Below are 18,023 nucleotides of genomic sequence, written 5' to 3'. Positions count from 1 at the left end.
ACTATGTGTTTATTCACAATATGAACCACTGATTCTAATAATGAAAAGGAGGTCTTGCTAAGATGGGCTCATTTATTTTAAAAAGATTAGTTAACCTCATCCCGACACTGCTAGTAGTAGGAATTATCGTCTTTATTATTACGCGAATGATTCCTGGTGACCCGGCTTCAGTCATGCTTGGACCACAAGCGAGTGTAGAAGATGTAGAGAATTTAAGAGAAGAGCTAGGATTAAATAAATCCATGCCTTCGCAATTTATTTCATATGTAGGAGATCTAGCACAGTTAAATTTAGGATATTCCTATTCTTATAGTGAGTCTGTCATCGGACTTATTCTCGAAAGGTTCCCTAATACAGTGATATTGGCATTGGCAGCGCTGTTAATAGCAGTCGTGATTGGCATCCCAGCAGGAATATTTGCAGCGAGAAAGCAAAATACCATCATTGATTATGTTGTAATGCTTGTGTCATTAGTTGGTGTATCTATGCCAATTTTCTGGTTGGGCATCATGCTTGTCTTATTCTTTAGTGTTAACCTTGGTTGGTTCCCAGCAACTGGGATGGGGAATATCAGCGATGGCCTGTGGACCTATTTGAAGCATTTAATTTTGCCAGCATTTGCTTTAGCAACGATTCCAATGGCGACATTTGCACGGATTACCCGTTCAAGTATGTTAGAGGTTATTTCGCAAGATTATATTAAAACAGCTCGTTCTAAAGGTATTAAAGAATATTTAGTAATTGGTAAACATGCATTTAAGAATGCGCTAACACCGATTTTAACCGTGTTAGGAATGCAAATTTCTAATTTACTGGGCGGAGCGGTTTTAACAGAAACAATTTTTAGTTGGCCTGGGATGGGTCGATTAATTGTAGATGCCATTGATAAACGTGACTTTGTAGTCGTCCAAGGTACTGTTATTTTCATTGCGTTTATCTTTGTGCTTGTTAACTTAGTAGTCGATGTACTTTATAAAGTGGTTAATCCTAAGGTCAATTTAGAATCGGATGGGGGTAAAAAATAACAATGACTCAAGCAATCGTCCAAGAAACGAAAAAAAGAAATACGTTATTGCGCAAGTTGCTAAAAAATAAATTAGCGACAATTGGGTTAATCATTGTCACTTTAATGGGTATTGTTGCTATTTTTGCCCCATTAATTGCTACCCATCCACCGAATGAAATGATTGTCGGTAAATCGTTTTTACCGATGAATACAGAAGGACATTTATTAGGAACAGATAACTATGGCCGTGATCTGTTTAGTCGCTTAGTTTACGGTACACGAATCTCAATGATTGTTGGAATTGCGGCGGTGCTATTTGGTGCTGTTTTTGGCACACTGCTAGGCTTAGTGGCAGGGTATTTTGGTGGACGCATTGATTCCATTATTATGCGCACAATGGATGGTCTTTTCGCATTCCCATTTATATTACTAGCTATTACATTAATGACGGTATTAGGGCAAGGACTTGTCAATGTTATTGTTGCGATTGGTATTGCTAATATTCCAGGTTTCGCACGACTTGTTCGAGGACAGGTGTTAAGTGTAAAAGAGGAAGAATTCGTTGAAGTAACGCATTCTTTAGGTGCTACACATACGAGGATCATTTTTAGCCATATATTACCGAACTGTTTAGCCCCTTTAATTGTCTATGGAACGATGAGTACAGCTGGCGCTATTATTTCAGAAGCTGCCCTTAGCTTTTTAGGATTAGGCGTTCAACCACCGACAGCTTCATGGGGCAGTATTTTAAAAGATGGCAAAGACTTTTTAGTATTAAATCCCCAAATGGCAACATTTTCAGGCATTTGTATTTTATTAACAGTTCTTGGAATTAACCTATTAGGGGATGGATTACGAGATGCATTAGATCCGAAAATGAAAGTTTAATGGAAGGGGGTGGAGTCATGACTGAACGTTTACTAGATGTAGAAAACTTAACAGTAGAATTTAAAAGTGGCGGCTCTACAATGAAAGCTGTTAATGGAGTAAATTTACAATTAAATAAGAAGGAAACACTAGGTATTGTGGGAGAGTCAGGATCAGGAAAAAGTGTTACAGCCACTGCTCTCATGCGTTTAATTCCATCTCCGCCAGGAAAAATAACGAATGGAAAAATTCTATTTAATGGCCGCGATTTAATCGAAATTTCTGAAAAGGAAATGCGCAATGTGCGAGGCAATGACATCTCAATGATTTTCCAAGATCCAATTACAAGTTTGAATCCTGTCTTAACAGTGGGCAATCAAATTATTGAAGTCATCCAAGCACATGAAACAATATCGAAGAAAGATGCCGCTATCAAAGCCGTCGATATGTTAAAAATGGTTGGGATTCCTGAGCCAGAGAAACGATTAAAAATGTATCCTCACGAATTTTCAGGTGGAATGCGTCAGCGTGTCATGATTGCTATTGCCCTAGCTTGTAACCCGAAACTACTCATTGCTGATGAGCCAACAACTGCACTAGATGTAACTGTACAAGCTCAAATTCTTGATTTAATGAAAAAATTACAACAAGAACATGATACAGCCATCATTATGATTACGCACGATTTAGGTGTAGTTTGGGAGCTATGTGACAAAGTAAATGTTATGTATGCAGGTCGTACAGTAGAGTCTACTACAACAAGACAGCTCTATGAAAAACCTTTACATCCCTATACGTGGGGATTATTAGAGTCTCAAATTACAATGGGGACTCAAGAGCAACAAAGGCTGCCGGCTATTCCTGGTAGTCCACCAGATTTAACAATGCCACATAGTGGCTGTCACTTCTCAGCACGATGTCCTTTAGCGACAGATATTTGTCGTAGTACTGTGCCTGATTTAGTGGAAGTACAGGATAACCATTTTGTAGCCTGCCATTTACAAGCAAAAGATCAAATTGTCCCTAGGAAGGAGGGAATTTTTAATGCAACAGTACAATGAACTTGTCTTAAAGGTAAGTAATTTAAAAAAGCATTTTCCCATTAAAAGTTCAATTCCTTTTAAAAAACCAACACAATTTGTGAAGGCGGTAGATGGTGTAAGTTTTGAGTTATATAAAGGTGAGACACTGGGGATTGTGGGAGAGTCGGGGTGTGGTAAATCAACGGTTGCCCGTTTAATCAACCAGCTAATTTCACCAACAGAGGGAGTAGTTGAATTTAAGGGAACGGATTTAGCAAGCTTAAATTCAAAAGATATCCGCTCTGCTCGAAAATCCATCCAAATGGTTTTCCAAAATCCTTATGCATCACTCGATCCTCGTAAAACGATTGAATATCTTATTGCTGAGCCATTAGTGATCCATGGGATTGGTGATGAGGCATCCCGTAAAAAGCGAGTGGTTGAATTACTTGAAACAGTCGGATTAAGTGCATACCATGCAAAACGCCATCCACATGAATTTTCTGGTGGACAAAGACAACGTATAAATATTGCTCGGGCTCTTGCACTGAATCCAGATATTGTGGTGTGTGATGAACCTGTTTCAGCATTAGATGTCTCTGTACAGGCTCAGGTTATCAATCTATTAAAAGATTTACAGAAAGAATTCGGTTTAACCTATATTTTTATTTCACATGATTTGAATGTGGTGAACTACATGTGTGATCGTATTGCTGTCATGTATTTAGGGAAAATAGTGGAAATTGGCACATACAAGGAAATTTATAAGAACCCTCAGCATCCTTACACACAAGCCTTGTTATCGGCCATACCTAAGGAAAATCCTTTTGATAAAAAGGACCGTATTATTTTATCTGGCGATGTTCCAAGCCCGGTTAATCCCCCGAGTGGCTGTGCATTCCATAAGCGTTGTCGTTTTGCTACAGAAAAATGTGCAGAGGTCCAACCGACACTTGATACAGTATCAGCTACACATCAAGTATCGTGTCATTTATATAAGTCGATACAGCAAGAAGTATCATCAATTTAACGAAAGATAAAATTTATTGAAGCAGAAAAAGGAGCGGACTGATTATGTCATTGAAGCATGTTATTGAATTATACGAGGTAATGGATAGTATTTATGTAAACGGAGACACGATTAAGAAGTATTTACACAATATTGATTCCACAGCAGATGTCAAGGTAAAAACTATTCAAGGCGAAAGCGGCTCAACAGATTTTGTTCGCGTCCTCGTGAAAGGAAAGAATGGCAAATCCTCTGGCGGAAATGCACCTACATTAGGAATTATTGGACGATTAGGTGGTATCGGAGCACGCCCTGAAATGACAGGCTTTGTATCAGATGGAGACGGCGCACTGGCATGTCTGGCAGGAGCAGCAAAAGCTATTGATATGGCCTTAAAGGGTGATCAATTAGAGGGTGACGTTATATTCTCCACACATATTTGTCCAACAGCTCCAACCTTACCACATGAGCCAGTGCCATTTATGAACTCGCCAGTGGATATTAGTGTCATGAACGAAAATGAAGTAGAAGATACAATGGATGCTATTCTATCAATTGATACAACAAAAGGCAATCAAGTATGTAACCATAAAGGATTTGCGATAACGCCAACTGTCAAAGAAGGTTACATATTAAAAATTAGTGATGATTTATTGCACGTATATACACAATCTGCTGGCATTTCTCCAGTTGTCCTGCCAATCACGATGCAAGACATTACACCCTATGGTAATGGTTTATTCCATATCAATAGTATTTTACAACCAGCAGTTGCAACATCTAGCCCTGTTGTAGGTGTAGCGATTACAACTGAATCTGTTGTGGCAGGCTGTGCAACAGGTGCAACCCATGTCACAGATGTAGAAAATGTTGTGCGATTTGTGTTAGAGGTAGCAAAAACTTACGGTGCTAATAAATGCTCTTTCTTTGATGAAACACAATTTACACATATGAAAGGCTTATATGGTAGCATGAGTCATTTACAAACGAAAGGAAACGAGGTACACACACATGAATGATTTACAAGCACTTAAAGCTCAATTAGTAGAGGCAGTTGAAAATCATCAAGATGAATTGATAGCGTTTTGTTCAAAGCTCATTCAAATCCCAAGTGTCAATCCTCCAGGGGATACGACTGAAATAACAGCTTTTATCGAAAACTATTTAAATGATGTAGGCATTACTTATCAAAAATATGAAGCTGCTGATAAAATGTTTAATTTAGTAGCTTCTATTGGAAATGGGGAAGGAAAAGAACTCGTTTATTGTGGCCATACCGATGTTGTTCCTGTCGGTGATCTATCAAAATGGGATTTTGATCCATTTTCAGGAGAAGTGAAGGATGGCTGGATGCTTGGACGTGGGGCGAGTGATATGAAAGCCGGTTTAGCAGGTATTATTTTTGCAACAAAGTTATTAAAGAAACTGAACATTGAACTACCAGGGAAATTAACTTTGGCGATCGTACCAGATGAAGAAACTGGCGGTGAATTTGGTGTTCCTTGGCTGTTAGAGCGAGGCTATGTGCAGGGAGATGGTTGTTTAATCGCTGAGCCCTCTTCACCTTTAAACCCAACTATTGGACAAAAGGGCTCTTACTGGTTTGAATTAGAGGTGCGTGGGGAACCTGGTCATGGAAGCCTATCACCATTGGCTGGACGAAATGCCATTGTTGATGCAATCCGAGCTATACAAGAGATTCGTACACTATGGGATGTAGAAATCACAATTCCTGAAGAGGTACAGCCACTTATCGAGGTATCAAAAAAATACATGCGTGAAGTGGAGAAAGATCGCTTGAAATATCAAGAAGTTTTAGAGAAAATTACTGTAAATATTGGTACAATTGAGGGAGGTACGAAGTCAAACGTAATCCCAGATTACTGTAAGGTTCAGGTCGATTGTCGTTTACCATTTGGTATTACACAAGAAGAAGTAACAGAAATCTTGACAACTAAACTAGATGGCTTGGCTATTGATTATTCAATCCAACGTTTTGGCTTTAAAAGCGTAGCCAATTATACGCCTGCTGAAAATCCTGTATGCCAATCGATAGTGGAAAATATATCATATGTTACAGGGCAAGAGGCATATGGTGTCATGCAATGGGCAAGCAGTGACGCTCGTCATTTCAGACAATATGATATTCCTGTATTGCAATACGGCCCAGCTTATTTACCAAGTATTCATGGTTATAATGAAAAAGTGCGTGTTGAGGATATCGTACGCTGTGCAAAAGTTTATATAACTGCTGCTGTTGATTTCCTATATCAAAAGTAAGAGATTAGCTACTCTCTTACTTTTGATAAAGTGATATCAGGTGCTGACGGCTGCTAAATCTGTCGATTATTTCCCCCTTAAGAGAGAGATTTGCAGCCGTTTGTACAGATAAATAGTTCAGAAGGATGAGAGATATGCTAAAGACATTAAATTTATCAATTGCGGTTTTAAAAATGTTTACAAAGGAAAAGCCCACATGGGGTGGTCGAGAGTTAGCACTGGCGATGAACATGAATCATACAAATTTATATCGCATTCTTGAAACCTTCGAAAATAATGGGTTTATAACAAAAGATCCTATAACAAAAAAATATTCTCTTGGTATTGCATTATGGGAAATAGGTATGAATATGTATGATTCATTAAACATAGATCAGCTATGTATGCCAGTTCTTGAGAAATTAAAGGATGTCACTGGTGAAACAGCTATTTTTACCGTACTGAATGGACTGGAAGCGTTAACATTACTGAAAGCAGAGCCTGTAAATAAGGTGAAGTTTACAGTTTCAAGAGGAAGTAGATCGCCACTGTATGTAGGAGCATCTTACCGTTCAATGCTTGCTTTTTTAAATGAAGAGCAAATTGCAAAGGTCATAGATGAACCATTAACAGCTTATACAAATAATACGATGACAGATGCCACAGAAATAAGGGCAGAGCTAGAAAAAATTAGAACATGTGGCTATGCACTTAGTAACAGTGAGTATTCGGTCGATGTATTGGCGCTAGCAATGCCTATATTTAATAGTGAGGAACAGGTCGTAGCGTCTATTACCGTTTCTGGACCAATTTATCGTTTTACAGAGCAACGTGTTCCTGATTTTTTGGGACCTTTAACGGAAGCTAGAAATGAAATAGAAGGAATTATTCGTAGATATCATTTGAATTTTAATTAAGGAGCCCTATTATGCATCATTTACATGATATTGCACTAAATGTTTTAAAAGGCAATTTAAATGTTCAATCTTCTGAGTCACTATTAATTTTGACAGATAGCCACAAACAAGACATCGCGAAAATTTTTTATGAAGCTGGACTGTCAATTACTGCAAATACAATGTTCATGGTGATGCCCCTGTTAGAGAAATCTGGGCAGGAGCCAATCCATGCAGTTTCTGAGCTTATGGCAAATGCCGATGTTACACTGTGTATTACCTCCCACTCCCTAACACATACACTGGCTCGTAAACATGCCTGTGAAAAGGGTGGACGTGTAGCAACAATGCCAGGGGTAACATTGGAGATGCTGGAGCAAGGTGCCCTTCATGCAGATGCACAGGAGATCGAAGCTACGGTAGAAAAATATGTCCTTTTACTTAATACGACAAAAGATATTCGTATTGTCAAGGATGGTCATGAGCTGACGTTTAGTGTAGACGGCCGTTTCGGAATTCGGTCCACAGGGGTTATTCGTCAACCTGGTGAGTACGGGAATATTCCTTCAGGAGAATCGTATATTGCACCAATAGAAACATCTGCGAATGGAGAGATATTAGTAGATGGCTCTATTGCTAATATTGGTGTCTTAAAGGAGCCATTATTATTAAAAATAAAGAATGGTCGCTTAGAAGAAGCAATCGGTCCTGATGGTCCACGACTACTGGCATTACTTGGTGAAGGCAATGGTAGAGTCATTGCAGAGTTTGGCATCGGAGCCAATAAAAGTGCTATCCTATGTGGCAATGTATTAGAGGATGAGAAGGTGTATGGGACCATCCATATCGCTTTTGGCAGTAATGCGCCATTTGGTGGAGCCAATGCGTCAGATGTTCATATTGATTGTGTTGTGAAAAGTCCTATCGTCTATTTTGACGGTCAGCAAGTAATCTAAAGAAAAGCGTGTCTTCCTATGAAGCACGCTTTTTTTCATGCTTTACAAGACTGTAGCTTAGGGTTGCTTGTCATTGTAGGTTTACAATATAGTTAATATAGATAGGAATAGGAATGATGATTAAATTCCGTCCATAAAATAGAAGTAATGATAAAGAAAGTAACTTTTGTTTTGCAACAAGAAAGAACGTGAGGTTGAAGAGATGTTAACATTTACAGATTTACATGGCCTACAAGTAGATTTGAGTTTTACAAGAGGCGAATTTAAAGTAGAACCTAAACACGTCCTTGTCCTTTTAAAGCATGAAAATAAATGGTTATGTACTGTCCATAAACGACGTGGTGTAGAAGTGCCAGGAGGGAAATTAGAAGAAGGGGAAACCTTAGAGGAGGCGGCGATTCGAGAAGTTTTTGAAGAGACGGGTGTTCATGTGAAAAATCTTCAATGGTTTGCAGAGTATGCAGTGTATGATGAAATCGTTTTTTGTAAATCCGTTTTCACTGCACAATTTTTGGCGCAAGAGGATATAGAATTTGATTTAGAAACGTCAGGCATGCTTTGGTTAACTGATGAAGAATTTGCTCAGCATCCTAACTTGAGTTTTCACATGAAGGATGAGGGGATGAAGAAAATGCTGGAGGAGCTGAAACATCGTGACACACAATGGTGATATTATCGAAAAACGCCCCTATCCTTCACCAAATCCAGCTATCCGTTTAACGGAAATAACCTATCTTTCACAGGGCTTACGTATAAAAGGACTATTAGCAGAGCCAAAGACTGAAGGTACATATGATGGCTTTTTATATTTAAGAGGCGGCATGCAAAGCATAGGGATGGTAAGACCCTCTCGTATTGCACAATTTGCGGCGCAGGGCTTTATCGTATTTGCCCCATATTATCGTGGGAATCGTGGGGGAGAGGGGCGTGACGAGTTTGCAGGGGCAGACCGTTACGATGCGGTCTATGCCGTAGATGTACTCAAACAATTCTGCAATGACAATATCCATGTTTTTGGTTTTTCACGAGGTGGTATTATGGCTCTGTGGACAGCTATTTTAAGAAGGGATATTACTTCTGTTGTAACATGGGCAGGTGTTTCTGATGCAACGGCCACTTATTGGGAACGTACAGATATGCGCAGAATGATGAAGCGCGTTATTGGAGGAACACCTAATCGTGTGCCAGAAGCGTATGATGCAAGAACACCTCTTTTTGAGATAGAGCGTATAACAGCTCCCGTTCTTATCATTCATGGCTATCGTGATGAAAATGTGGATATTGAACATGCCAGACAATTGGCATTTTTTTTAGAGGAAGCAAATAAATCATTCGAAACTTGGTATGATCTTAACTATGCACATCAATATCCACCAGCAAAAAATCGTGAAACTGTCCGTGCTCTTTGCAAGTGGATGAAACAACAATAAAGCATAGAGAAAACAAAAAGACAAAGGGAACAATTTATTCGTTCCCTTTGTCTTTTATATAGACGTTATTTTAATGGACCACCAAGTGTAGTGATGGCTTCAGAAACGTTTGAGAATTTCTTGAAGTTTTCGTTGAATAAGCCTGCAAGCTCAGCAGCTTTTGCATCGTATGCAGCTTTATCTGCCCATGCTTCACGAGGGTTTAATACTTCTGAAGGTACACCTTCAACCGCTGTTGGAATGTGTAAACCAAACACAGCATCTTGTGTTGTTTCAACATCTGCTAATTTACCATCGATTGCTGCACGGACCATTGTACGTGTGTAAGATAGTTTCATACGGCTACCTGTGCCATATTCGCCACCAGTCCAACCAGTGTTTACTAAGTATACCTGTGCACCGTGCTCGTCAATTTTTTGTCCTAACATTTCTGCGTATACTGTTGCAGGAAGTGGAAGGAATGGAGACCCGAAGCAAGTAGAGAATACTGGTTCTGGCTCAGTCACACCACGTTCAGTTCCAGCAAGTTTAGAAGTGAACCCGCTTAGGAAGTGATACATCGCTTGTTCTTTTGTTAATTTACTGATTGGAGGTAACACGCCAAATGCATCAGCTGTTAGGAAGATGATTGTTTTTGGATGACCTGCAACAGAAGGATCAACGATATTTTCGATGTATTGGATTGGATAAGCTACACGTGTATTTTCTGTTAGTGAACCATCATCATAGTCACAAATACGAGTTTCTGGATCAACAGCTACGTTTTCTAATACAGAGCCGAAGCGGATTGCATTGTAGATTTCTGGTTCTTTTTCAGCAGAAAGGTTGATTGTTTTTGCATAGCAGCCACCCTCAATATTGAATACACCATTATCAGACCAACCGTGTTCATCGTCACCGATTAGCTTACGATCAGGATCAGCTGATAACGTCGTTTTACCAGTACCAGATAGACCGAAGAATAACGCTACATCGCCAGCTTCACCAACGTTTGCTGAGCAGTGCATTGAAAGAATACCTTGTTGTGGTAATAAGTAGTTCATGATACCAAAGATAGATTTTTTCATTTCACCAGCATATTCTGTACCACCAATTAAAATAATTTTCTTTTCAAGTGATACGATGATGAATGTTTCAGAAGCAGTACCATCAACCGCAGGATCTGCTTTAAAGTTAGGAGCTGAGATGACAGTGAAGTCAGCAACATGAGAAGCTAATTCATCTGCTGTTGGACGGATAAATAATTGATGAGCAAAAAGATTGTGCCATGCGTATTCATTGATAACTTGAATGCTTAATTGTGAGTCTTTGTCAGCACCTGCAAAGCCTTTGAATACGAATAACTCGTCACGTTCTTTTAAATATTTTATTACTTTTACATATAGGTTATCGAACACTTCAGAAGAAATCGGTTGGTTGACTTTACCCCAGTCAATTTGATCTTTTGTGCTTTCTTCTTCTACCGTATATTTATCTTTAGGTGAACGACCAGTGTATTTGCCAGTTTCTGCACGAACTGCGCCATCTACTGTTAACATTGCTTCACCACGAGATGTAGCTTTTTCTGCTAATTGTGGTACTGAAAGTTGAACATTAATGTTACCGCCGTTTAATAATTCCTTCAGTTCGTTTGCAATTTCTACTGAATTCATCGATTAAATACCATCCTTTTTTATAGTATTCCCTTGATTTAGAGGGATTTTTTCTTAATTTCAAAAATAGTATAACACAATTGCTTAAATAATCTATACTAATTAAGAAATTATTTTAGAGTTTTTACCACTTTTCAATAAACTGACAAAAAATAATGTTTTTCGAGTAGAATACCATCAATCCTACTGTAATTAGGCACGAAAATTGAGCCACACATATGTTACCACAAGTAGCTAGGTATGTTGTAGGGATTAATTTGCTTCTATTTACATCATCATCCAAGTATGAAAAGTTTTTGTGTAATAAGTTCTTTCCTTTCTATACAGTAATACATAAGAAAATATTTGACAACGTTCGACCTTTTCAGTAACATGAGATTGAACGGATACTCTTATCCCGAGCTGGTGGAGGGTCAGGCCCTGTGAAACCCGGCAACCTGCATGAACTATTTCACGACATGCGTTGGTGCCAACCTGATGCAAGGGAACATCCCTTGAACGATAAGAGTGAAAGGTTACGCAGTCATTATTCCTTTCCTCATGTAAAGTAACGTGAGAAAAGGATTTTTTTATTGCTAAAAATCAATGTAAAGGTAAGTATATGTAGTTCTTTCCTTATTATAATGACGGATCTTTCGAAATCCTCGTGTTAAAAGCAGCAGTAACGGCTTGAGAGTTCAATCCTTAGGAGCGGACTTGACATGGGTAATGAGTACCGTATTCATACACAACTACTTATTGTAAGAGTATTTAGGAGGAAAACCAAATGACAAACCGTCGACTGTTTACATCAGAGAGTGTAACAGAAGGACATCCAGATAAGATTTGTGACCAAATCTCGGATGCCATTTTAGATGCTATTTTAGCAGAAGATCCAAATGCACGTGTAGCGTGTGAAACAACTGTAACAACAGGATTAGTATTAGTAGCAGGAGAAATTACTACTTCTACTTATGTGGATATTAAAGGTATTGTTCGTGACACTGTAGCTGAAATTGGCTATACACGAGGTAAATATGGCTTTGATGCTGAGAACTTAGCGGTGCTTGTGGCAATTGGCGAACAATCACCTGATATTGCTCAAGGTGTTGATCAGGCATTAGAGGCACGTGAAGGCTCTATGACAGATGCTGATATAGAAGCGATTGGTGCTGGTGACCAAGGCTTAATGTTTGGCTATGCATGTAATGAAACACCAGAGCTAATGCCATTACCAATTAGCTTGGCACACAAATTAGCACGCCGTTTAACAGAAGTACGTAAATCAGGTGAACTTGCCTATTTACGTCCTGATGGTAAAACGCAAGTAACGATTGAATATGATGACAATAATGTACCGGTTCGCGTGGATACAATTGTTATTTCAACACAGCATGATGAAGAAGCAACACTTGAACAAATTCAAGCAGATTTAAAAGAATTTGTTATTGCACCAGTTGTACCGAGTGAATTATTAGATGCTAATACGAAATACTTCATCAATCCAACTGGCCGTTTTGTAATTGGTGGGCCAAAAGGTGATGCTGGATTAACAGGACGTAAAATCATTGTTGATACATACGGTGGTTATGCACGTCACGGTGGTGGTGCCTTCTCAGGTAAGGATGCAACCAAGGTAGACCGTTCGGCGGCATATGCAGCACGTTATGTAGCGAAAAACATTGTAGCAGCTGGATTAGCAGAGCGTGCTGAAGTGCAACTTGCCTATGCGATTGGCGTTGCTCAGCCTGTTTCCATTGCTGTCGATACATTTGGCACAGGTAGAGTGAAAGAAAGCGAGATCGTTGAATGGGTACGCGAGCTATTCGATTTACGCCCAGCAGGTATCATTAAAATGCTTGATCTTCGTCGTCCAATTTATAAACAAACTGCTGCGTATGGACATTTTGGTCGTACAGATTTAAATGTACCATGGGAGCAAATTGATAAAGCAGACGCGCTACGAGAAAAAGCACGTTTATAAACTATTGAACTAAAGTAATGAAGTCATTAGAAAATTATTCTGATGTATTAATAAGCAAAGGGGCAACATTGCTCCTTTTGTTTTTTTTACAAAAATACCTCGCTAGGATTCGTGAACATATTCGGTACACGAAAACGCGAGGGATTTTTTCGTTAGTATTGATTTTTTGTGTAGGTTATTTATTTCTGAAGTGATTTATAATATTGACCTTTTTCTGCGTATTCTCGTACGATGCGTTCCATATCCTCTTTATCTTCAGCATTTAATTCTCGGACAACTTTTGCTGGACGACCTAATGCTAAACTATTTGGAGGAATGACTTTACCAGGAGGTACTAGGCTTCCAGCTCCAATAAATGCACCTTCTCCAATCTCAGCTCCGTCTAAAATAATGGATCCCATACCGATTAAGGCATTTTTGCGAATTGTACAACTATGTAAAGTGACTTGGTGTCCAACTGTTACCTCATCTTCAATAATGAGCGGATATTTTGGGCTTTGGTGTAAACAGCAAAGATCCTGGATACTGACACGTTTACCAATAATCGTTGGGGAAACATCACCACGAATAACCGTATTAAACCAAATGGTTGTTTCGGCGCCAATTGTTACGTCGCCCGTAACAGTTGCGTAATCAGCAATGAAAACAGACGGATCGATCTTTGGCGTTTTATCTTTAAATGGATAAATCATGAAAATCGCCTCTTTTCTTTCTATAATGTAGTATTATCGTATCAAATACGCAACTTTATGGAAATATAAAATTAAAATGTGCTATTTATTTCGATATAATCAAAGTGTAATTATTTTTTAGGAGGACTATGTAATGTGGAAATGGGAAGCTGATGGACAAGCAAAAGCTGTGATTGCTATTCTTCATGGTGCTTATGAAAATCACCGTTGGTATGCATGGCTGATAGAGAAATTAAGATTAGAAGGCTTCCACATAGTCATGGGAGATTTACCGAATCATGGGGGTAATGCAAGGTTTGCTCGAGTCCATGATGAAGACTTCAAATTGTACAATAAGTATACAAGAAACCTGATTGAAAATGCTTTTTCATATAATTTACCAACCTTTGTAATAGGGCATGGACTAGGTGCAACATTAATCCTCCATACACTGCAAAAGAGACAATATGAATGTGCAGGCATTATTTTAACATCACCTTGGTTGCAACTAAAGCTATTACCAGGTAAATTAACAAATGCTTTAACAAGTCTAAGTGCGTTAACGGCCAATGTTAAATTGACACATGATATTACATTAGAGAAATTAACGCGTAGTGTTGAAGGCAGAGAAGAAATGAAAGATGATGTACCGCTCATGTCTGTAGTTTCTGTGAAATGGTATCGAGAACTTCAGCAGATGATGAAAAATTTAGTGATGCTGCCTAAAGGTGAAATGCCTAATATGCCTATGCTAATTATGACAGCTGAGAAGGATAAAATTACGGACACTCGCCAAACTCGAAATTGGCTTCATCAACAGGAATTCACGGAATTTCAGTTTAAAGAATGGGCAAATTGTTATCATAATTTATTTCATGAGGGAGAGCGCGAAGAGATTTTTATGTATATACGAGATTTTATTAATAATGCTCTTCGAAGAATTGGTTATATAATTAAATAGGTTTATACCCTTCCATTTACTAGGTTACTTACTTAAATATTGTTACTTAAAAATAATATTGTAATTTTCAGAAAAGTGTAATACTATAATGACTTAAAGTAAGGTAATTCAAATTGGAGGGGTAAAATGGATGTAATTGTAGAGAAGTTGAATGGTATTTTATGGGGACCATGGTTTATTTATGGCATCTTATTAATTGGGTTATTTTTCTCAATTATTACAAGGTTCCTACAAGTAAGGCACATTAAAGATATGTTTGTTTTAATGTTTAAAGGGGAGAAGTCAGAAAAGGGAATATCTTCATTCCAAGCAATGTCTATCGCATTATCAGGACGTGTAGGTACAGGTAATATTGCTGGTACTGCGACAGCGATTGGAATGGGAGGACCTGGTGCTGTCTTTTGGATGTGGGCAATCGCTTTCATAGGTGCGGCTACCGCGTATGTAGAGTCAACATTAGCTCAAATCTATAAAGAAGAGAAAGATACAGAATATCGTGGTGGACCGGCCTTTTACATAGAAAAAGGAATGGGCCAAAAATGGTTTGCAGTTATTTTTGCTGTGGCGGCTTTAATAGCAATGTTAATTTTGATGCCTGGTGTGCAGTCGAATGCCATCGCAGGTGCTGTTGAAAACGCTTTCGGTTTGGAAACATGGATCACAGGACTTATTATTGTTGTTTTATTAGGTGCTATTATCATCGGGGGTGTTAAATCAATCGCAAATGCTGCCCAGATTATTGTACCGTTTATGGCATTAGCCTATATCATTATGGCCATTATCATTATTTTTATGAATATTTCACAAGTACCAACGGTTATCGGATTAATTTTTTCTAGTGCATTTGGGGCTCAAGAAATTTTTGGAGGCATTATTGGTTCAGCGATTGCTTGGGGTGTTAAACGTGGAATTTACTCTAATGAGGCTGGTCAAGGAACTGGTGCTCACCCTGCGGCAGCTGCGGAAGTATCACATCCTGCTAAGCAAGGAATTGTACAAGCGGCGTCTGTTTATATTGATACATTATTAATTTGTTCTGCTACGGCATTTATGATTTTATTTACAGGTATGTACAATGTACAAGATGAAAAGGCAGCTGAGGGAGCAGATCCATTTATCCATATTGGAGAATTTAATAGTGGTGGATTAGCAGGCGATGAGCAAATGACTTTTGCTAAAAGTATTGAAGCAGGTGCAGCCTACACACAATATGCAGTTGACTCATCATTACCTGGCTTTGGTGCTCCATTTGTAGCCATTGCGTTATTCTTCTTTGCCTTTACAACAATCATGGCTTACTACTATATTGCAGAGACAAATGTCGCTTACTTATTTAGAGGTAGCACAGAAAAGGTATTCATTTGGATTGCGAAAATTGCCATTTTAGTTGCAGCCTTTTATGGTACAATCCGTACGTCTGGTCTAGCATGGGCAATGGGAGATGTAGGTCTTGGTTTGATGGTTTGGATTAACGTTATAGCTATTTTAATTATCATGAAACCAGCTATTGTCGCATTAAAAGATTACGAGAAACAGAAAAAAGAAGGAAAAGACCCAGTCTTTGATCCTCGTAAACTAGGAATTAAAGGTGCAGATTTCTGGGTTGACTATAATGAAAAACGCAATAACAAGTAGATAACGAGCAAGGCGATCAGCTAGTTTGATAGAAACTAGCTGATCGCCTTTTAGCATGTAATCATTGAATAGGATGTTCTTTCATTTTCTCTAATGCAATGACGAAGGGTGGATCATTTTGTTGATTCAGAAATGCATATTTTAAGACATGAACATATTTTTGTGGCAGTTGGCTTACATAATCAATGACCTTATCACGCTCTTCTTTTCCACCTGGATGACCATGATAAATAACAAGAACAATCAAACCGCCCACTTTTAAGAGCTTTAATATATTCTCAATGGCTTGGATTGTTGTATTAGGTCTTGTAATAATATCATGGTTGCTACCAGGTAAATAGCCGAGATTGAAGATTGCCGCAGTTACTGGCTTGTGTACAAACTGTGTAACTTCTTCATGCCCTTTATTTAAAACGAGTGCTCGATGTTCTAAACCATGATCTAAAAGTCGGAGGAGTGTCGCGTCAACCGCCTCTTTTTGGACATCAAAGGCATAAACTTGCCCTTCATCCCCAACAAGCTGTGCCAGAAACAATGTGTCATGGCCGTTTCCAGCAGTTGCATCAACAACTGTATCTCCCTCTTTTATATTATCTTTTAATAACTGCTGGGCATATTGTAAAACGCGTTGTAGTATCATTTCATAACCTCTGCCTTATACAACTTCCCTTGCCAACTACCACGACGTTCAAGCTCAGCATCAATGCCATTCAGTACTTCCCATTTATTTACACTCCACATGGGTCCAATCATTAAATCAATCGGTCCATCACCTGTAATACGATGAATGACCATCTCTGGTGGTAAAATTTCTAATTGGTCTGCTACTAGTTTTGTATATACATCTTGATCTAAAAATTCTAGCATACCTTTTTCATATTGCTTCACCATAGGCGTTCCTTTTAATAGATGAAGTAAGTGGATTTTAATGCCTTGGACATCTAATTGTGCAACTGCTCGTGCCGTTTCCATCATCATGTCATAGTCTTCGAGAGGCAATCCGTTAATGATATGTGAGCAAACACGAATGCCATGCTTACGCAATTTTTCAACGCCTTCCACATACGTTGCATAATCATGGGCACGATTAATAAGATTAGCCGTTTTCTCATGCACCGTTTGTAGACCGAGCTCAATCCATAAATACGTCCGCTCATTTAGCTCTGCTAAATATTCGACAACATCATCGGGTAAACAGTCAGGACGAGTAGCAATAGAAAGACCTACTACACCTTCTTGCGCTAAAGCTGCTTCAAATTTTTCTTTTAAAACTGGCAAAGGGGCATGTGTATTTGTGTAGGCTTGGAAATAGGCCATGTATTTGCCATCCTTCCATTTCTGGTGCATTTTGTCTCGGATTTCAGCAAATTGAACATCAATTGGATCTACCTTATTACCAGCAAAATCACCAGAACCTGCAGCACTGCAAAATGTACAGCCACCGAAAGCAACTGTGCCGTCGCGGTTAGGGCAATCAAATCCTGCATCTAATGCCACTTTAAATACTTTATGACCAAATTGGTCACGTAAATAGCGATTCCATGTATAGTATCTTTTCCCCTCTGAAGGAAAAGGAAAATTCGTCTCTGTCATTTATTTCACTCCTCTAACGCTCTATTCTATCATGTGCATTTCGTTCCGTCATGGGGTAAGGGTAATATCATGATTTGGATAAAGAAAAATGGAAAGGAACAAA

17 protein-coding genes and 1 riboswitch are annotated in these 18,023 nt (G+C 38.7%); of the genes, 13 read left to right on the top strand and 4 right to left on the bottom strand.

Going from position 1 to position 18,023, the window contains the following annotated elements; genetic code table 11:
• Window positions 1-62 precede the first annotated feature (62 nt).
• From C7B89_RS19210 to C7B89_RS19165, 10 genes are all read left to right on the top strand, one after another.
• The gene (locus C7B89_RS19210) at window positions 63-1,025 is read left to right on the top strand and encodes an ABC transporter permease (RefSeq protein WP_004225947.1); all 963 of its coding nucleotides are present in this window, start codon (window positions 63-65) and stop codon (window positions 1,023-1,025) included.
• A gap of 2 nt (window positions 1,026-1,027) precedes the next feature.
• Entirely contained in the window at window positions 1,028-1,894 is an 867-nt protein-coding gene (locus C7B89_RS19205) for an ABC transporter permease (RefSeq protein ID WP_004225950.1), read from the top strand.
• A 17-nt stretch (window positions 1,895-1,911) separates the two neighbouring features.
• Window positions 1,912-2,934: an ABC transporter ATP-binding protein gene (locus tag C7B89_RS19200; RefSeq protein ID WP_016995144.1), complete on the top strand. Its 1,023-nt coding sequence runs from the start codon at window positions 1,912-1,914 to the stop codon at window positions 2,932-2,934.
• On the top strand, window positions 2,918-3,925 hold the full coding sequence (locus tag C7B89_RS19195; RefSeq protein WP_048391072.1) for an ABC transporter ATP-binding protein: 1,008 nt from the start codon (window positions 2,918-2,920) through the stop codon (window positions 3,923-3,925). Before C7B89_RS19200 ends, C7B89_RS19195 begins: the two co-directional genes overlap by 17 nt.
• Before the next feature lie 44 nt (window positions 3,926-3,969).
• The gene (locus tag C7B89_RS19190; RefSeq protein WP_048391073.1) at window positions 3,970-4,923 is read left to right on the top strand and encodes a DUF1177 domain-containing protein; all 954 of its coding nucleotides are present in this window, start codon (window positions 3,970-3,972) and stop codon (window positions 4,921-4,923) included.
• A complete protein-coding gene (locus C7B89_RS19185) occupies window positions 4,916-6,184 on the top strand; it encodes a M20 family metallopeptidase (RefSeq protein WP_048391075.1) in 1,269 nt (422 codons plus the stop codon). The genes C7B89_RS19190 and C7B89_RS19185 overlap by 8 nt, the downstream gene beginning before the upstream one ends.
• Window positions 6,185-6,318: 134 nt before the next feature.
• Window positions 6,319-7,080 carry an IclR family transcriptional regulator gene (locus tag C7B89_RS19180; protein WP_004225962.1) on the top strand — a complete coding sequence of 254 codons (762 nt, stop codon included), beginning with the start codon at window positions 6,319-6,321 and terminating at the stop codon, window positions 7,078-7,080.
• A gap of 11 nt (window positions 7,081-7,091) precedes the next feature.
• Entirely contained in the window at window positions 7,092-8,015 is a 924-nt protein-coding gene (locus C7B89_RS19175) for an aminopeptidase (RefSeq protein ID WP_048391078.1), read from the top strand.
• Between the two features lie 202 nt (window positions 8,016-8,217).
• A complete protein-coding gene (locus C7B89_RS19170) occupies window positions 8,218-8,685 on the top strand; it encodes an NUDIX domain-containing protein (protein WP_054549912.1) in 468 nt (155 codons plus the stop codon).
• The gene (locus tag C7B89_RS19165; protein WP_048391082.1) at window positions 8,669-9,445 is read left to right on the top strand and encodes an alpha/beta hydrolase family protein; all 777 of its coding nucleotides are present in this window, start codon (window positions 8,669-8,671) and stop codon (window positions 9,443-9,445) included. Before C7B89_RS19170 ends, C7B89_RS19165 begins: the two co-directional genes overlap by 17 nt.
• Before the next feature lie 65 nt (window positions 9,446-9,510).
• Here C7B89_RS19165 and pckA read toward each other — a convergent pair whose 3' ends face one another.
• On the bottom strand, window positions 9,511-11,097 hold the full coding sequence (gene pckA, locus C7B89_RS19160) for a phosphoenolpyruvate carboxykinase (ATP) (RefSeq protein WP_066038097.1): 1,587 nt from the start codon (window positions 11,095-11,097) through the stop codon (window positions 9,511-9,513).
• Between the two features lie 389 nt (window positions 11,098-11,486).
• Window positions 11,487-11,605, top strand: a riboswitch (SAM riboswitch).
• A gap of 258 nt (window positions 11,606-11,863) precedes the next feature.
• On the opposite strand from pckA, the gene metK reads away from it, so the two are divergent.
• The gene (gene metK / locus C7B89_RS19155) at window positions 11,864-13,060 is read left to right on the top strand and encodes a methionine adenosyltransferase (RefSeq protein WP_004225981.1); all 1,197 of its coding nucleotides are present in this window, start codon (window positions 11,864-11,866) and stop codon (window positions 13,058-13,060) included.
• A gap of 179 nt (window positions 13,061-13,239) precedes the next feature.
• On the opposite strand, the gene C7B89_RS19150 is transcribed toward metK, so the two are convergent.
• A complete protein-coding gene (locus C7B89_RS19150; RefSeq protein ID WP_016994472.1) occupies window positions 13,240-13,752 on the bottom strand; it encodes a gamma carbonic anhydrase in 513 nt (170 codons plus the stop codon).
• 133 nt (window positions 13,753-13,885) lie between these two features.
• On the opposite strand from C7B89_RS19150, the gene C7B89_RS19145 reads away from it, so the two are divergent.
• Entirely contained in the window at window positions 13,886-14,692 is an 807-nt protein-coding gene (locus C7B89_RS19145; RefSeq protein WP_054549914.1) for an alpha/beta hydrolase, read from the top strand.
• Window positions 14,693-14,818: 126 nt separating this feature from the next.
• On the top strand, window positions 14,819-16,327 hold the full coding sequence (locus C7B89_RS19140) for an alanine/glycine:cation symporter family protein (protein ID WP_048391090.1): 1,509 nt from the start codon (window positions 14,819-14,821) through the stop codon (window positions 16,325-16,327).
• 61 nt (window positions 16,328-16,388) lie between these two features.
• On the opposite strand, the gene mnmM is transcribed toward C7B89_RS19140, so the two are convergent.
• Window positions 16,389-16,967, bottom strand: a complete 579-nt coding sequence (gene mnmM, locus C7B89_RS19135; protein ID WP_048391092.1) for a tRNA 5-(aminomethyl)-2-thiouridylate-methyltransferase MnmM — start codon at window positions 16,965-16,967, stop codon at window positions 16,389-16,391.
• Window positions 16,964-17,920, bottom strand: a complete 957-nt coding sequence (gene mnmL / locus C7B89_RS19130) for a tRNA modification radical SAM protein MnmL/YtqA (RefSeq protein WP_048391094.1) — start codon at window positions 17,918-17,920, stop codon at window positions 16,964-16,966. The genes mnmM and mnmL overlap by 4 nt, the downstream gene beginning before the upstream one ends.
• Window positions 17,921-18,023 lie beyond the last annotated feature (103 nt).

The sequence above is a fragment of the Lysinibacillus capsici genome, from assembly GCF_003367505.1.
In the GTDB taxonomy this organism is placed as follows: domain Bacteria; phylum Bacillota; class Bacilli; order Bacillales_A; family Planococcaceae; genus Lysinibacillus; species Lysinibacillus capsici.
Note: the sequence above shows the minus strand (reverse complement) of the source record. Positions and strands in the feature narration are given on the sequence as shown.

Bases quoted from the DNA above. Each gene is read 5' to 3' on its own strand.
- C7B89_RS19170 (WP_054549912.1), top strand. From the start codon at position 8,218: ATGTTAACATTTACAGATTTACATGGCCTACAAGTAGATTTGAGTTTT.
- pckA (WP_066038097.1), bottom strand. From the start codon at position 11,097: ATGAATTCAGTAGAAATTGCAAACGAACTGAAGGAATTATTAAACGGC.
- metK (WP_004225981.1), top strand. From the start codon at position 11,864: ATGACAAACCGTCGACTGTTTACATCAGAGAGTGTAACAGAAGGACAT.
- mnmM (WP_048391092.1), bottom strand. From the start codon at position 16,967: ATGATACTACAACGCGTTTTACAATATGCCCAGCAGTTATTAAAAGAT.
- C7B89_RS19190 (WP_048391073.1), top strand. From the start codon at position 3,970: ATGTCATTGAAGCATGTTATTGAATTATACGAGGTAATGGATAGTATT.
- C7B89_RS19195 (WP_048391072.1), top strand. From the start codon at position 2,918: ATGCAACAGTACAATGAACTTGTCTTAAAGGTAAGTAATTTAAAAAAG.
- C7B89_RS19140 (WP_048391090.1), top strand. From the start codon at position 14,819: ATGGATGTAATTGTAGAGAAGTTGAATGGTATTTTATGGGGACCATGG.
- C7B89_RS19200 (WP_016995144.1), top strand. From the start codon at position 1,912: ATGACTGAACGTTTACTAGATGTAGAAAACTTAACAGTAGAATTTAAA.
- C7B89_RS19205 (WP_004225950.1), top strand. From the start codon at position 1,028: ATGACTCAAGCAATCGTCCAAGAAACGAAAAAAAGAAATACGTTATTG.
- C7B89_RS19180 (WP_004225962.1), top strand. From the start codon at position 6,319: ATGCTAAAGACATTAAATTTATCAATTGCGGTTTTAAAAATGTTTACA.
- mnmL (WP_048391094.1), bottom strand. From the start codon at position 17,920: ATGACAGAGACGAATTTTCCTTTTCCTTCAGAGGGGAAAAGATACTAT.
- C7B89_RS19175 (WP_048391078.1), top strand. From the start codon at position 7,092: ATGCATCATTTACATGATATTGCACTAAATGTTTTAAAAGGCAATTTA.
- C7B89_RS19185 (WP_048391075.1), top strand. From the start codon at position 4,916: ATGAATGATTTACAAGCACTTAAAGCTCAATTAGTAGAGGCAGTTGAA.
- C7B89_RS19145 (WP_054549914.1), top strand. From the start codon at position 13,886: ATGTGGAAATGGGAAGCTGATGGACAAGCAAAAGCTGTGATTGCTATT.
- C7B89_RS19150 (WP_016994472.1), bottom strand. From the start codon at position 13,752: ATGATTTATCCATTTAAAGATAAAACGCCAAAGATCGATCCGTCTGTT.
- C7B89_RS19210 (WP_004225947.1), top strand. From the start codon at position 63: ATGGGCTCATTTATTTTAAAAAGATTAGTTAACCTCATCCCGACACTG.